Genomic DNA, 14,698 nt, shown 5'->3' on the forward strand with positions numbered 1-14,698 from the left:
GCCCACCGCCTCCCACTGCTCGGCGGCGCCGGCGCCGGGCGCGGCTTTCGCGCGCGCCAGGAAAGTCTGATAGGTCAGTACCGTGGGCAAGTCCGGCACCGCGCGCGCCAGCACCGCGGCGCCGGCGAGGCGGTCCGCCTCGCTGCGCAACGCGACGATGCTGAGCACATCGTGCTCGAACTGTCGCAATGACGCGCGCGCGGGCGGCGCGCTGCTGGCCGCGGGCGCGGGGGCGGCTCCGACTAGCGGCGCCAGGCTGAGCAGCGCCGTGGCGAGCAGTGAAAAAGTGTATTGACGCGACATGATGCGACTCCGTCGTGTGGTGCGGGAAGAAATTCGCTCAGTGCAGCAGGCGCAGGCCCAGCGGCAGGATCAACAGCATCAGCACGATGCCATAACTGACCATGGCCGCGGCCAGGCGCGGCGTCAGCCCGGCCATCGAGGCCAGCGCCGCAGCGGTGATCATCGGCGGCATCGCCGACTCCAGCACCGCCGTATGCGCCGCCGCTCCGTGCAGGCCCAGCAGCGGCGCCAGCGACAGCGCCAGCAGCGGCAGCGCCAGCATTTTCAACAGCAAACCCGTGCCCAGCGCGGCCAGATGCTCGCGATCCGGCTTGAGCTTGAGCTGCACGCCGATCGCCAGCGCCACCAGCGGCAGCAGCGCCACGGACAGCGGGTGCAGCACGGCGGTCAGCCAGTGCGGCAGCGGGGTCGGCGCGATGGCCAGCGCCAGCAGCAGCGCCAGAAACGCCGGAAAGGTGAGCACGCGGCGCGCGATGTGCCAGGGCCGCGGGCGCACGCCGTGGCCGTACCAGGCCAGGATCAGCACGCCGTACGTGGACAGAATCAGGAACGAACCGAACTGGTCGTAGGCCACCGCATACGGCAGCGCCGCAGCGCCGAGGATGGCGCGCGTCAGCGGATAACCCAGATACGAGGTATTGCCCAGCGGCACGGTCAGCAGCAGCGCGCCCGTCACCGCGCGTGGCCAGCGCAATGCGCGCGCCAGCAGCCACACGACAGCGGCGGAGATCAGCAGCAGCAGCCATGGCATCGCCGCCACCGCCAACAGCGCGCGGTTCAACTGCAGACGCGATGCGTACAGCAACACCATCGCCGGCAGATTGACGTACAGCACCACCAGATTGAGCGTGTCGGCGGCGCGCTCGGGCAGCACGCGCCGCAACGCCAGCAAGCGCCCGATCGCGATCAGCAGCAGCAGAAACGCGAAGGTGGCCAGCGGCAATTGCACGACCCGCTCAGGCGCACAGCGCCTCGCGCAGGAACTCTGGCGCGATCAGCGCGGCGCGATGCACGCCGGCATTGTAATAACGCGTGGCGAAGGGCTTGGCCGCGGCGTCGGCCTCGCGGAAGGACTCGATCGCCGCCGCGCCCTTGCGCGCCAGCGTGCAGCTCCACCAGCCGGTGGGATAGCACGGCTGCGGAAACGGCAGGGTCGCCAGCGGCCCGAAACCGGCTTGCTGCATGGCCGCGCGCATGGCCTGGATCAGCGGCAGATGCGCCAGCGGCGATTCGGACTGCTGCACCAGCACGCCACCATCGGCCAGCGCGCGGAAACAACTGCGATAAAACGCCGCGTTGAACAAACCCTCGGCGGGACCGACCGGATCGGTCGAATCGACGATCACCACATCCACCGAGCCGGGCGCGCATTCGGCCATGTAGCGGATGCCGTCGTCGAAGCGCAGCTCGGCGCGCGTATCGCCGTTGGCCGCGCACAACTCGGGAAAGTGCTCCTCGGCGAGGCGCGTGACACGCTCGTCGATCTCCACCTGCACCGCGTGTTCGACCTCGGCGTGACGCAGCACCTCGCGCAGCGTGCCGCAATCGCCGCCGCCGATGATCACCACGCGCTTCGGCGCCGCATGCGTGTACAGCGCCGGGTGCACGATCATCTCGTGATACAGGAAATTGTCGCGCGTGGTGACCATCATGCAGCCGTCGATCACCATCAGCTTGCCCCAGTCGGTGCTGTCGTAAATGGCGATGGTCTGGAACGGCGTCTTTTCCTCGTGCAGCTTGGCGCGCACGCGAAAGCCGATGGACGACCCGCTGGGGGCGTGATGCTCGGTGAACCAGGTCTCGCTCATAGTGGCGCGCTCGAAAATGAAACGCGATTGTAGCCGGGGCCCGTGCGCGCTTCGCGATGGCCGCGCCGCTGCCGGCTACACTACGCGCGGTTTCGACCCCGCGGCGTGCAAGGCTTCCGGTCGAGGTTGCCCGCGCGTCCAGGCCCGCCGCTGCGACGCCATCCACTCGATGACCACGGGAGAGCCCGCCATGACGGAACGCTGGGACCGCGACGCCGCGCGCCACACCTATGCCATGCCTTACTGGAGCGATGGCTATTTCGATATCGACGAGACTGGCCGCGTGAGCGCGCACCCGCAGGGTGCCGACGGCCCCGCGCTGGCGCTGACCGAGGCCGTGGCCGCGGCGCGCGGCGCGGGCCTGCGCCTGCCGCTGCTGCTGCGCTTTCCAGAAATCCTGCACCACCGCCGGCGGCATTTGCAGCAGGCCTTCGCCGCGGCGATGCATGCGCATGGCTACGGCGGCGGCTACACCGCGGTGTATCCGATCAAGGTCAACCAGCAGCGCGGCGTGGCCGGCGAACTGGCCGCCGGCGGCGATGCCGCCGATTTCGGTCTGGAGGCCGGTTCCAAGCCCGAGCTGCTGGCGGTGCTGGCGCTGGCCAAGCCGGGCAGCCTGGTGGTGTGCAACGGCTACAAGGATGCCGAGTACATCCGCCTCGCGCTGATCGGCCGGCGCATGGGCCTGGATGCGGTCATCGTCATCGAGAAACCCTCCGAACTCGATCATGTGATGCGCGAGTCCGCCGCGCTGGGCGTGACGCCGCTGCTGGGTGTGCGCATGCGTCTGGCCACGCTGGGCGCCGGCAAGTGGCAGAACACCGGCGGCGACAAGGCCAAGTTCGGCCTGACCCCGCGCCAGTTGCTGGACCTGCTGGCGCGCCTGCACGCGGCGGGTCTGGGCGCTGCGCTGCAACTGCTGCACTTCCACATGGGTTCGCAGTTGTCCAACCTGCGCGACATCGCCTCGGGCATGCGCGAGGCCGGGCAATACCTGGTGCAGCTCGCGCAGCAGGGCGTGAACCTGCGCTGGATCGATGTCGGCGGTGGCCTCGGCGTGGATTACGAAGGCACGCGCTCGCGCTCGTCTTGCTCGATCAACTACGCCATCGAACAATACGCGCAGGCCATCGTGCAGCCGCTGGCCGAACTGTGCGCCAGCGCCACGCTGACGCCGCCGCGCATCGTCACCGAGGCCGGGCGCGCCATGACCGCGCACCACGCGGTGCTGATCACCAACGTCAGCGATGTGGAAACCGCGCCGCGCGGCGCGCGCGGCGCGCTGGCCGCCGATGCGCCCGCGGTATTGCGCCATCTGCACGCGCTGCACGCCGAGCTGGCGGCGCGTCCGCCCACCGAGATTTATCTGGAGGCGCAGCAGCACCATGCCGAGGGCCTGGCGCTGTTCGCGCGGGGGCAGCTCGATCTGGCGCAACGCGCGGCGCTGGATGATGTGTTCCACGCGCTGGCCCACGCGGTGCGCGCGCGGCTCGATCCGCAGGAACGCGCGCACCGCGCGCTGCTGGACGAACTCGACGAGAAATTGGTCGACAAGTACTTCGTCAATTTCTCGGTGTTCGAGTCGATCCCAGACGTCTGGGCCATCGACCAGATCTTCCCGATCGTGCCCATCGCCGGGCTCGATGCGCGGCCGACACGGCGCGGCGTGATCGCCGATCTCACCTGCGACTCGGACGGGCGCATCGATCAGTACGTGGACGCCGGCGGCATCGATGTCAGCCTGCCGCTGCACGCGCTGCCCGAACACGGCGAGGCGCCGTATTGCCTGGGCATTTTCATGGTCGGCGCCTATCAGGAAACTCTCGGCGACATCCACAACCTGTTCGGCGACACCGATGCGGTGAACGTGCGCGTCGGCGCCGATGGCCGGCCCGCGCTAAGCCACCAGCGCCGCGGCGACAGCGCCGCGCTGATGCTGGAGTACGTCGGCTACGACCTTGCCGCGCTGCGCTCCGGCTATCGCCAGCGCCTAGCCGAGGTCGGCGTGGACGCGGCACGAGCCGCGCCGCTGCTGGCCGCACTGGAGGTGGGCCTGAACGGCTACACCTACCTCGCCACCGAACCCGCGCCGGCGCCATGAACACGCGTGCGCCATGAACGCGGCGCGGCCCTGCAACGTGGCCGAGGCCGTGGCTGCGTTGCGCCGCGGAGAAGTGATCGGCCTGCCCACCGAGACCGTGTACGGCCTCGCCGCCGATGCCGGCAACGCCACGGCGGTGGCGCGCGTGTTCGCGCTTAAGCAGCGCCCGGCCGGGCATCCGCTGATCGTGCATCTGGGCGCGCCGGAGCAGCTCGCGCAGTGGGCGCGCAGCGTGCCGGAAGCGGCGCGGATGCTGGCCGCGCGCTACTGGCCGGGGCCGCTGACCCTGGTGCTGCCGCGCGCCGCGCGGGTGCTCGATGCCGTCACCGGTGGGCAGGACACGGTGGCGCTGCGCATGCCCGCGCATCCGCTGGCGCGCGCCGTGCTGGATGCCTTCGGCGGCGCCCTGGCCGCGCCCTCGGCCAATCGCTTCGGGCGCATCAGCCCGACCCGACCCGAGCACGTGCGCGCCGAGTTCGGCGATGTGGTGCCCTGCGTGCTCGACGGCGGGCCGTGCGCGGTCGGCATCGAATCGACCATCCTCGATTTGAGCGGCGCCACGCCGCGCATCCTGCGCCCGGGCGCGATCACGCGCGCGATGCTCGAAGCCGCGCTGGGCGTGGCGGTGGCCGAGCATGCCGCCGCCGACAGCCCGCGCGTATCCGGCAGCCTGGCGGCGCACTACGCGCCGCGCACGCCGCTGCGTCTGCTCGATCGCGAGGAATTACTCGCGCAGGCGCAGGAACCCGGCGCGCTGCTGCTGAGCCACGGTTTCGATGTGTCGCCCGAAGCCGGCCTGCGCCTGCCCGCGAACGCGGCCGCTTACGCGCGGGCGCTGTACGCGGCGCTGCGCGATCTGGATGCGCGCGGCGCGCGCATGCTGCTGGTCGAGCGGCCGCCCGCCGCGCCCGAGTGGGCCGGCGTGCGCGATCGCCTCATGCGCGCCGCGGCGGGGGTGGGCGCGGGCTCAACAATTTGAGCGGGTATCACCGCGCGTGCGCATCCACGCCCAGGCCCTGCGCGATGCGGTTGACGAAATTGAAATACGCGGTGATCAGGTTCACGCGCAGGATTTCGGCATCGTCCAGACCTTGCGCGTGCAACGCGGTGATGTCCTCGACGCGCATCGCATGCGGTTGCAGGGTGAGCTTGCGCGCGTACAGCGCGATCGCGCGCTGGCGCGCATCGGCGATGTTCTCGGGCGCGGCGCGCACCGCATCCAGCGTTTCCGGCTCCTCGATGTAGTGCTGCAGGCGCTCGAGGTGCTCGCGCACGCAGTCGCCGCAGCCGTTGGCCGCCGACACCGCCACCGCGATGATCTCGCGCTCATCGCGCGACAAGCCGCCCGGCGCGAACATCAGGTGCGAATACAGCACCAGGTGCTGCTGCAACGCCTCCGGGTCCAGACCCTGCACTTCGAGGATCGGCGTGGAATGGCCGCGACGCGCGCGCAGATCGGCATAGAACGCGGCCAGCGCGCCCTCGGCGTGGGCTTCGTCAATGCTTTCAATCCACGCCATGCGGCGACTCCCTCGGCGCCGCGCCGACGCGCGGCAGTGGCGCGCATCTTCCCATGCGCCACCGCGCGCTGAGCAAGCGCGGGGCCGCATCGCGCACAATGAAGCCTGCTGGATTTCGACGCGGATGGCGCCACGCACCAGGGACGGTTCGCCCAATCGCGCGCATTTATCAACCTTGATCGGAACGACACGCATGACTCATCGCAGCGCAGGTTTCATCGGATTGGGCGCCATGGGCCAGCCCATGGCCCGTCATCTGCACGCGCGCGGCCTGCTGGCGGCGGTCGGCAACCGCAGCGCGGTCAAGGCGCAGGCGCTGGCCGCAGAACTCGACGTGGCCGCTGCGGACACGCTGGCGCAGCTCGCCGCAGCGTGCGATGTGATCGCGATGTGCGTCACCGCCGATGCCGATGTGCTGGGCTGCGTCGCGGCGTTGCGCCCGGGTTTGCGCAAGGGCGCGATCGTGATCGACCACAGCACGGTGGCGTCGGAAACCGCGCAACGCGCGGCGGCGATGCTGGTCGAGGTCGGCGCGCATTTTCTGGATGCGCCGGTGTCCGGCGGCGTGGAGGGCGCGCGCAACGGCAAGCTGTCGGTGATGGTCGGCGGTGACGCGGCCGTGCTGGAGCGCGCGCGGCCGCTGCTGGAGTGCTACGCCGCGCGCATCACCTGGATGGGACCCAGTGGCAGCGGCCAGGCCACCAAGGCGGTGAATCAGGTGCTGGTCGCCGGCATCGCCGCGGCAGTGTGCGAAGGTCTGGCGCTGGGCGCGGCGCTGGGCCTCGCGCCGGAACGCCTGCTGCCGACGCTGGCCGCGGGCGCCGCGGGCAACTGGTTTCTGGACAAGCGCGGCGCAAGCATGCTGCGCGGCGAATTCGATGTCGGTTTCAAGCTGGCCCTGCTGCACAAGGATCTGGGCATCGTGCAGCGCATCGCGCGCGACGCCGGCAGCGACCACAGCGTCATCGACAAGGCGCTGGCCGACTATGCGCAACTGATGGCGCAAGGCCACGGCGACGAGGACATCTCGGCGCTGATCCGGCTCAAGCACGCACGCTGAGATACGCCGCGCGGCACGCGCGGTCGGTGCTGGTGCGCGCAGGCGCAGGCCCGACAATCCGCGCTTCGCCTGCGCGCCGGGATTGCATCCATGTCGCTCTCCCGCACATCCAGCAACCTCGATGAATCGCAGCGCAATCGCGCGGCGCCCGGCTGGTGGTGGCACGACATCGATCCTGGCCAGGGCATCACCACGTCGGGCGGGAAATCGGCCGCGTGGCTGGCGCGTGAACCGCAGGCGCTGCGACTGACCGATCTGCCCGGACGCGGCGCGATGGCATGCCATCGCGCGTCGTTCTCGCCAGCCGTGGCACAGCCGCCGGCTTGACCGCCGACGGGGGTGACCACGACCTTGGAGGGGGGAACTTCGCGGGTAGCCGGTGGTCCACTTGAGCGTGGCGTGAATGGCGCCTGACGCTCGTTGCCGTCAGTTGCGCCGCTTCAAAAGGCCAGCGGGCCAGTTCCTGTCTGCAGGGGAGTCGTCCATGTCCAATCGGACTTACGCATTGTTGCTGGCGCTCGCGTGCCTCGTCGCGATCGGTTGCGGCCACGCGGCGCGCGCCGCCACCGCGCAGCCATTGCTGTTGCTGCGTTATCCGACGCTGTCGAAGACGCAGATCGCCTTTGAATATGGCGGCGAATTGTGGGAAGTGCCGCGCGCCGGCGGGCAGGCCCACGTGCTGGCCAGCGGCATGGACATGCTGACCAAGCCGATCTTCTCGCCGGATGGCTCGATGATCGCCTTTACCGGAACCTATGACGGCAACACCGATGTCTATGTGGTGCCGACCAGCGGTGGCGAGCCGCGCCGGTTGACCTATTACCCCGGTCCCAATGTGGCGGTCGGCTGGACGCCAGACGGCAAAGCGGTGCTGTTCCGCTCGCACCGTTACAGCTATTCCGATCCGGACCAGCTGTTCACCGTTCCGGTGACCGGCGGCTTCCCCCGGGAACTGCCGCTGCCGATGGCCGAGGAAGGTTCGTACTCGGCCGACGGCACGCACCTGGCCTACGTGCCGGAGTTCCAGTGGGAGCCGTTCTGGAAGTACTACAAGGGCGGGCAGCACACGCAGATCTGGCTGGCCCGGCTGTCCGATTCGAGCGTCGTGCGCATTCCCGACCTGAACGCCAACGAGAGCGATCCGATGTGGGTCGGCAACACGGTGTATTTCCTGTCCGACCGCGACGGGCCGATCACCCTGTTCGCCTACGACACGGGCAGCCGCCAGGTGCGACGCGTGATCGACAACACCGGCTTCGACATCACCTCGGCCAGCGCCGGGCCGGGCGGCATCGTCTATTCGCAGTTCGGCCAGTTGCATGTGTACGACTTCGCCAGCGGCCAAAGCCGCGCGCTGGCGGTGACGGTGTCCGGGGATCTGCCGCAGCTGCGCCCGCGTTTCATCAACGTCGCCAAGCTGATCGACGACGCCGCGATCTCGCCCAGCGGAGTACGCGCGCTGTTCGAGGCCAACGGCGACATCCTTTCGGTGCCCACCCGGCACGGCAGCTTCGTCAACCTCACCCACAGCCCCGGGGTCATGGATCGCGATCCGGCCTGGTCACCCAACGGCCGCTCGATCGCCTATTTCTCCGACCGCGCGGGCGAATACGACCTGTACATCCGTGCGCAGAACGGCACCGGCACGCCGCGCCGCATCGTGCTCGGCCAGAAGGATGCCTTCTACTACGGCCTGACCTGGTCGCCTGACAGCCGCAAGCTGGTGTTCGGCGATCAAAAGCTGAATCTCTGGTATGTCGATCTGGCCGCGCATGATCCGCACCCGATCAAGGTCGCCCACAATGGCTATGCCACGTTGCAGCACTTCCATCCCAGCTGGTCACCGGACAGCCGCTGGATCGTCTACTCGCAGGTGATGCCCAACTACCTGCATGCGATCTTCATCTACTCGCTGGCCGCTGCCCGCGCGCAGCAAGTGACCGACGCCAGCAGCGACTGCCGCGATCCGGTCTTCGATGCCAACGGCAAGTACTTGTACTTCACCTCGAGTACCGACACCGCGCTGACATCGGGCTTGTGGGAAATGAGCGGCATGGAGCGGCCGGTCACGCGCCACGTGTACGCCGCCACGCTGCTGCCGGGGACGCCTTCGCCGCTGGCGCCGGATGCGGGGTTTGAACCTTCCGGCCCAGGCGGCGCCGGGCATGTCGATGGCAAGACCGGCAAAACCGCGGTGACGGTCGCGATCGACTTCAGCGGCCTGCAGGCCCGCGCGCTGCCGCTGCCGATCAGCGCCGCCAACTATGTGGGCCTCGCAGCCGGCAAGAGCGGCGTGCTCTATCTGCAGAAGGCGCCCCTGGTGACGATGCCGTCGGACGTCACGCCGTTCGGCGTGCCGGTGTCGATCGAACGCTTCGAGCTGGCCTCGAAGAAGACCGCCACGCTGGTCAGCGGCATCACCAGTTTCCGGCTCGCTGCCGACGGCGCCAGGATGCTGTATCAGCGCGGCAGCAACTGGTTCATCGCCGCCGCCAAGCCCAAGGCCAAGCCGGAGAAACTGGCCACGCGATCGCTGCGCGTGTTCGTGGTGCCCAGCGAGGAATGGGCCGAGATGTATCGCGACGCCTGGCGCATCGAACGCGCGTTTTTCTACAGCCCCATATACGACGGCTTGAACATCGACCAGGCCGAGGCCGAATTCGCGCACTACCTGCCCGGTCTCGCCAGCCGCGACGGGCTCAGTTTCCTGTTCCGCGAGATGACCGGCTATCTCTCGATCGGTCACATGTTCATCTATGGCGGCCACGAGCCGAAGATGCAGGACATCCATGTGGGCTTGCTGGGCGCCAATTACGCCATCGAGCACGGCCACTACCGCATCACCCGGATCTTCACCGGCGGCGCGTGGAATCCGCAGCTGTATGCGCCGCTGGCGCAGCCGGGGCTCAAGGTCAAGGTTGGCGATTACCTGCTCGCGGTCAACGGCCTGCCGATCCGCGGCGACGCCAACATCTACCAGGCATTCCAGAACCTGGCCAACAAGGACGTGACGTTGACTGTAGGACCGCAGCCGGGCATGGCTGGCGCGCACCAGATCGTCGTCAAGACCATTCCCAGCGAGCACGCGCTGCGCAACGTCGCCTGGATCGACCACAACATCAGGCTGGTCGACCGGCTCTCCGGCGGCAAGCTGGGCTACGTCTATCTGCCGGATACGGAGTGGGGCGGCTACAAGAATTTCAACCGCTATTTCTTCTCGCAGGTGGACAAGCAGGGCGTCATCATCGACGAGCGCTTCAACCACGGCGGCGATCTTTCCGACTACATCATCCAGTATCTGCAGCGCAAACCCATGGCGTTGGTCGTCACCCGCTGGAGCCACCCGCAGCTGGCGCCGCCGATGGCCATCTTCGGCCCCAAGGTGATGATCATCAACCAGTTCTCCGGCTCCGGCGGCGACGCGCTGCCGTGGTACTTCAAGATGGACCATGTCGGCACGCTGGTCGGCGAGCGCACCTGGGGCGGGCTGGTCGGCATCGGCGGTTATCCGAAACTGATGGATGGCGGCGGCATCACCGCGCCGCGCGTCGCCGTGGAAGGACTCAACGGACATTTCCCGGTGGAAAACCACGGCATCGCGCCGGATGTGACCGTGTGGCAGAACCCGAAGCTGGTGCGCGAGGGGCAGGATCCGCAGCTCCAGCGCGCGGTGCAAATCGCGCTGCAGCAGCTCAAGGCGCATCCGCTGCCGCACTACACGCACGCGCCGTGGCGCGATTACCACCCGCAACTGCCGCCGCTGCCGCAACCCGTGGCAAGCCCTGCACCTGGAGGGCAATAACCGCGCGCCCGCCATGCTGCACATCGTCCTGGTGCATCCCGAAATCGCGCCCAACACAGGCAATGTCATGCGCCTGGCCGCCAACACCAGCTGCGCGCTGCATCTGGTGCGGCCGCTGGGCTTCGCCCTGGACGACGCCAAGCTGCGCCGCGCCGGACTGGACTACCGCGAGTACGCGCGCGTCACGGTGCACTCCGATCTGGAGACCTGCCTCGCCGCGCTGGGCGCGCCGCGCGTGTTCGCGCTGACCACCAGGGGCCACGCGCATCCCGATCAGGTGCAATTCGCCGCCGGCGATACGCTGCTGTTCGGCAGCGAGAGCAAGGGTCTGCCGGCGGATGTCTTGGCGTCCGTACCCGCCGAACGCCGCCTGCGCCTGCCCATGGTGCCGGGCAGCCGCAGCCTGAATCTGTCCAACGCCGTGGCGGTGACGGTGTACGCGGCGTGGCGCCAACTCGGCTACGCCGGCGCGGTGTGAGCCGCGATCGATCCCGCGCATGGCCGGCACGCGAGCCACGCGGGACGCGGGCTACAATCCGCGCATGTCCGAATCCACACTCGATGCGCTGCTGCCGGCGCCGCTGAAGCGCCTGCTCGGGCGCACCCTGGAAGAAGCCCTGAATCGCGCGCTGGCGCTGGATGCCGACAGCCGCGACGCGCTGGCCGCGCTGGATGGGCGCAGCGTGTGCGTGCGCCTGCAGCAACCGCCACTGGCGCTGCGCCTGCATGTGCGGGACGGGCGCCTGCGCGTGGGCCCGGCGGACACGGCCGAGCTGGAAGTGAAGCTGCGTCCGGCCAGCCTCGTCGCCGCCGCGCTGAAAGGCGACGGCGCGCTGCCGCCGGGCGCGGTGAATCTGTCCGGCGACGCCGATCTGGCGCGACGCCTGGAAAAACTCGCGCGCGGTTATCAGCCGGATCTCGAAGCCGCGTTCGCCGCGCGCTTCGGCGAAGTGCTGGGCGTGCCGCTGGCGCGCGCGCTGCTGGGCGCGTTGACGCACGCACGCACGTTCGCGGCGCAAGGCGTCGAGGATGGCGCCGCGTGGTTGCGCGACGAGGCGCGGCTGACCCCGGCGCGCGAGGAGATCGCGGATTTTCTCGACGAAGTGGACCGCGTGCGCGAGCGCAGCGAACGCTACGCCGCGCGTCTTGAAGCCTTGCGTGCGCGCCTCGAAGGCGCGCGCCGATGAGCGCGCTGTCCTCGACGCCGCGGCTGCTGCGCGTGCTGGTGATCGCGCTGCGCTGGCGTCTGCACGAGTTCGCGCAGGGCACACGCCTGTATCGACCGCTGGCGCTGCTGGCCGCGCTGCTGCCGCGCGCGCGCGATGCACGCGGCCTGCCACGCGGCGAACGCCTGCGCCTGGCGCTGACCGAACTGGGGCCGATCTTCGTCAAGTTCGGGCAGGTGCTGTCCACGCGCCGCGACCTGCTGCCGGTTGATCTGGCCGATGCGCTGGCCAAGCTGCGCGATCAGGTCGAACCATTCCCCGGCGCGCAGGCGCGCGCCACGATCGAGCAGCAACTGGGCAAACCCGTCGCGCAGCTCTACGCAGAGTTCGACGAGACGCCACTGGCCTCGGCCTCGATCGCGCAGGTGCACGCCGCGCGCCTGCCCGACGGCCGCGCGGTGGTGGTCAAGGTGCTGCGCCCCGGCATCGCCGAGCGCATCGCGCGCGATACGCGCCTGCTGCGCGCGCTGGGCAATCTGGCGCAGCGCTGGCACCCGCGCGCCGACAAGATCCGCCCACTGGACGTGGTCGACGAGATCGAGAAAACCCTCGAACACGAGTTGGACCTGCAGCGCGAGGGCGCCAACGCCAGCCTGCTGCGGCGCAATTTCGCGCACGCGCCGCGCGACCTGTACGTGCCCGAGGTTCATTGGGACTGGAGCGCCGAGCGCGTGCTGACGCTGGAGCGCGTGCACGGCATCCCCGCCGACGACATCGCCGCGCTGGATGCGCTGGACGTGGACCGCAAGGCGCTGGCGCGCAAGGGTGTGCGCCTGTTCTACGAGCAGGTGTTCCGCGACAATTTTTTCCATGCCGACGCGCACCCCGGCAATATCTGGGTGGACCCGCGTGAACCCGCCGATGCCAGCTTCATCGCGCTGGATTTCGGCATCATGGGTTCCCTGCCCGAGACCGACCAGTACCTGCTGGCGGAAAATTTCATGGCGCTGTTCCAGCGCGATTACCGGCGCATCGCCGAGCTGCACGTCGCCGCCGGCTGGATGCCGGCCAGCGTGCGCCTGGACGAACTGGAAGCCGCCACGCGCGCGGTGTGCGAGCCGTACTTCACGCGCCCGATGAGCGAGATCTCCATCGCCGAGGTCACGATGAAACTGTTCCAGACCGCGCGCGAGTACGAGCTGACCCTGCAGCCGCAACTGATCCTGTTGCAGAAAACCCTGCTCAATATCGAAGGTCTGGGCCGCCAGCTCGACCCGGAGATCGACATCTGGGCGGTGGCCGAGCCGATCCTGCGCCAGATCCTGCGCCGCCGTTACGGACCGCGCGCGTGGCTGCGCGAGATCAAGCGCCGCGCTCCGGAATGGATGCGTCAGGCGCCGCGCCTGCCCGAGCTGCTCATCCAGACGCTGGAGCAGGCCGCCAGCGGGCGCGGCGAACTGGTGATCCGCGCGCGCGAACTGGAAGCGCTGGCCGCGAACACGCGCGTCACGCAGCGCCTGCTCGCCGGCGGCCTGTTCGGCAGCACGCTGCTGATCCTCGCAGTGCTGTTGTGGACACTGCAGCCGCAGCTCGGTGTCGTGGCGCCTGCCGTGCTCGCCGCGCTGGGCTCGCTCGCATGGTGGCGCGCGTGGCCGCGCCGCGCCGCGCCGCGCGGCTGATCAGCGCTGCGCAGCGACCTCGACGTGCTGCCGCCCGGCCGCTACGCCAGCGCCCGCCGCAAGGGCTACGGGCGTCACGATGCACTCGATGTGTTTGCCTCCGAATCCGCCTGCGCTGCGTACTGGACAGCAGCGCGCCGGCCGAAGCGACGATACGCGCAGCGGCCCTCCGAGCCGCAAGACACCACTGATATGCTCGTGCCATGCTGATCATCACCCCCAGCCTGCGTCTGCCCGAGCACGAATTGGTGGAGCGTTTTCTGCGCGCCGACGGCCCCGGCGGGCAGCACGTCAACCGCACTGAAAGCGCGGTGGAACTGCGCTTCGACGTCGCGCATTCCACGGCACTGCCGGAGGATTTGCGCGCGCGACTGCTGGCGCTGCACGACCGGCGCCTGAATCAGCAAGGCATCATGGTGCTGCAGGCGCGGCGCTTCCGCGATCAGGCGCGCAACCGCAGCGACGCGCGCGCGCGCCTGACGGCGTGGATCAGCGCCGCGCTGCGCGTGCCGAAGCCGCGCAAGGCCACGCGCCCGACGCGCGGCGCGGTGGAGCGCCGCCTCGAAGCCAAGCGCATCGGCGCGCGGCGCAAACGCGCGCGCGGTCGTCCGGACGCCGACGCGTGAGCGGCTATCTGCCACCTGCCGCGCCGCCGCGCGCGCCACAGCACACGCCAGGCTTCGGCGCGCGACTGTGCCGCTGGATCTTGCTGCGCGCCGGCTGGCGTCTCGCGGGCACGCTGCCGAACGTGCCCAAGGTGATCCTGATCGGCGCGCCGCATTCCTCGTTCTGGGATGGCGTCTGGGGCATGTTGATGAAGATCGCGCTGGGCCTGAAGGTCGGCATCATGATCAAGGCCGAGCTGTTTCGCGGGCCACTGGGCTGGCTGCTGCGCAAACTGGACACCATCCCGGTGCAGCGCAAGCGCGCCTACGGCGTGGTCGAGCAGATGGTGCAGCATTTCACCGACAGCGACGCGCTGTGGCTGGGCATCACCCCGGAAGGCACGCGGCGCGCGGTCAAGCGCTGGAGATCCGGTTTCTGGCAGATCGCGCGCGGCGCCCAAGTGCCGGTGCAACTGGTGTACTTCGACTACCCGAGCAAGACCATCGGCTTCGGCCCGCTGTTGCAGATGGGTCCGGACCTCGACGCCGAAATGGCGCGCATCCGCGCTTTCTACGCGCCCTATCGCGGCAAGTATCGCGGGGCGTGAAGAGCGGGATATGCATCCTTGCAAGCCCTGCCGGCTGCCGGCTTCC

General features: G+C 69.3%; 14 protein-coding genes. 10 read left to right on the forward strand and 4 right to left on the reverse strand.

Annotation, left to right across the window (positions count from 1 at the left end; translation table 11 throughout):
- The 3 genes from ACYDAT_RS08645 to speE all read right to left on the reverse strand — a co-directional run.
- A partial coding sequence (locus tag ACYDAT_RS08645) for a hypothetical protein (RefSeq protein ID WP_461449620.1) occupies positions 1-303 on the reverse strand: 303 nt, incomplete at its 3' end.
- 37 nt (positions 304-340) lie between these two features.
- Positions 341-1,252: an AEC family transporter gene (locus tag ACYDAT_RS08650; RefSeq protein ID WP_461449622.1), complete on the reverse strand. Its 912-nt coding sequence runs from the start codon at positions 1,250-1,252 to the stop codon at positions 341-343.
- A gap of 7 nt (positions 1,253-1,259) precedes the next feature.
- A complete protein-coding gene (gene speE / locus ACYDAT_RS08655) occupies positions 1,260-2,111 on the reverse strand; it encodes a polyamine aminopropyltransferase (RefSeq protein WP_461449624.1) in 852 nt (283 codons plus the stop codon).
- Between the two features lie 190 nt (positions 2,112-2,301).
- Between speE and speA the strand changes: the two genes are divergently transcribed.
- Both speA and ACYDAT_RS08665 read left to right on the forward strand, forming a co-directional pair.
- Entirely contained in the window at positions 2,302-4,212 is a 1,911-nt protein-coding gene (speA, locus tag ACYDAT_RS08660) for a biosynthetic arginine decarboxylase (protein ID WP_461449626.1), read from the forward strand.
- 13 nt (positions 4,213-4,225) lie between these two features.
- Positions 4,226-5,191: an L-threonylcarbamoyladenylate synthase gene (locus tag ACYDAT_RS08665; RefSeq protein WP_461449628.1), complete on the forward strand. Its 966-nt coding sequence runs from the start codon at positions 4,226-4,228 to the stop codon at positions 5,189-5,191.
- A gap of 7 nt (positions 5,192-5,198) precedes the next feature.
- Here the strand turns inward: ACYDAT_RS08665 and ACYDAT_RS08670 are convergent, their stop codons facing one another.
- Positions 5,199-5,732, reverse strand: a complete 534-nt coding sequence (locus ACYDAT_RS08670; protein WP_461442059.1) for a peroxidase-related enzyme — start codon at positions 5,730-5,732, stop codon at positions 5,199-5,201.
- A 193-nt stretch (positions 5,733-5,925) separates the two neighbouring features.
- On the opposite strand from ACYDAT_RS08670, the gene ACYDAT_RS08675 reads away from it, so the two are divergent.
- The 8 genes from ACYDAT_RS08675 to ACYDAT_RS08710 all read left to right on the forward strand — a co-directional run bounded on the left by ACYDAT_RS08675 (position 5,926) and on the right by ACYDAT_RS08710 (position 14,652).
- A complete protein-coding gene (locus ACYDAT_RS08675) occupies positions 5,926-6,792 on the forward strand; it encodes an NAD(P)-dependent oxidoreductase (RefSeq protein ID WP_461449630.1) in 867 nt (288 codons plus the stop codon).
- 90 nt (positions 6,793-6,882) lie between these two features.
- Positions 6,883-7,119, forward strand: a complete 237-nt coding sequence (locus ACYDAT_RS08680; protein ID WP_461442060.1) for a hypothetical protein — start codon at positions 6,883-6,885, stop codon at positions 7,117-7,119.
- Positions 7,120-7,276: 157 nt separating this feature from the next.
- Positions 7,277-10,594 (forward strand): S41 family peptidase, encoded by a 3,318-nt coding sequence (locus ACYDAT_RS08685; protein ID WP_461442061.1) that lies wholly within the window; start codon positions 7,277-7,279, stop codon positions 10,592-10,594.
- A gap of 13 nt (positions 10,595-10,607) precedes the next feature.
- Positions 10,608-11,072 carry a tRNA (cytidine(34)-2'-O)-methyltransferase gene (locus tag ACYDAT_RS08690; protein WP_461449632.1) on the forward strand — a complete coding sequence of 155 codons (465 nt, stop codon included), beginning with the start codon at positions 10,608-10,610 and terminating at the stop codon, positions 11,070-11,072.
- A 64-nt stretch (positions 11,073-11,136) separates the two neighbouring features.
- Positions 11,137-11,781, forward strand: a complete 645-nt coding sequence (locus ACYDAT_RS08695) for a ubiquinone biosynthesis accessory factor UbiJ (protein ID WP_461438641.1) — start codon at positions 11,137-11,139, stop codon at positions 11,779-11,781.
- On the forward strand, positions 11,778-13,439 hold the full coding sequence (gene ubiB / locus ACYDAT_RS08700; RefSeq protein WP_461438642.1) for a ubiquinone biosynthesis regulatory protein kinase UbiB: 1,662 nt from the start codon (positions 11,778-11,780) through the stop codon (positions 13,437-13,439). Before ACYDAT_RS08695 ends, ubiB begins: the two co-directional genes overlap by 4 nt.
- Before the next feature lie 203 nt (positions 13,440-13,642).
- Complete coding sequence (arfB, locus tag ACYDAT_RS08705) at positions 13,643-14,065, forward strand: alternative ribosome rescue aminoacyl-tRNA hydrolase ArfB (RefSeq protein ID WP_461449634.1); 423 nt, start codon at positions 13,643-13,645, stop codon at positions 14,063-14,065.
- Positions 14,062-14,652 carry a lysophospholipid acyltransferase family protein gene (locus tag ACYDAT_RS08710; RefSeq protein WP_461449636.1) on the forward strand — a complete coding sequence of 197 codons (591 nt, stop codon included), beginning with the start codon at positions 14,062-14,064 and terminating at the stop codon, positions 14,650-14,652. Before arfB ends, ACYDAT_RS08710 begins: the two co-directional genes overlap by 4 nt.
- Positions 14,653-14,698: the final 46 nt, after the last annotated feature.

The organism is Metallibacterium sp. (genome assembly GCF_054637675.1).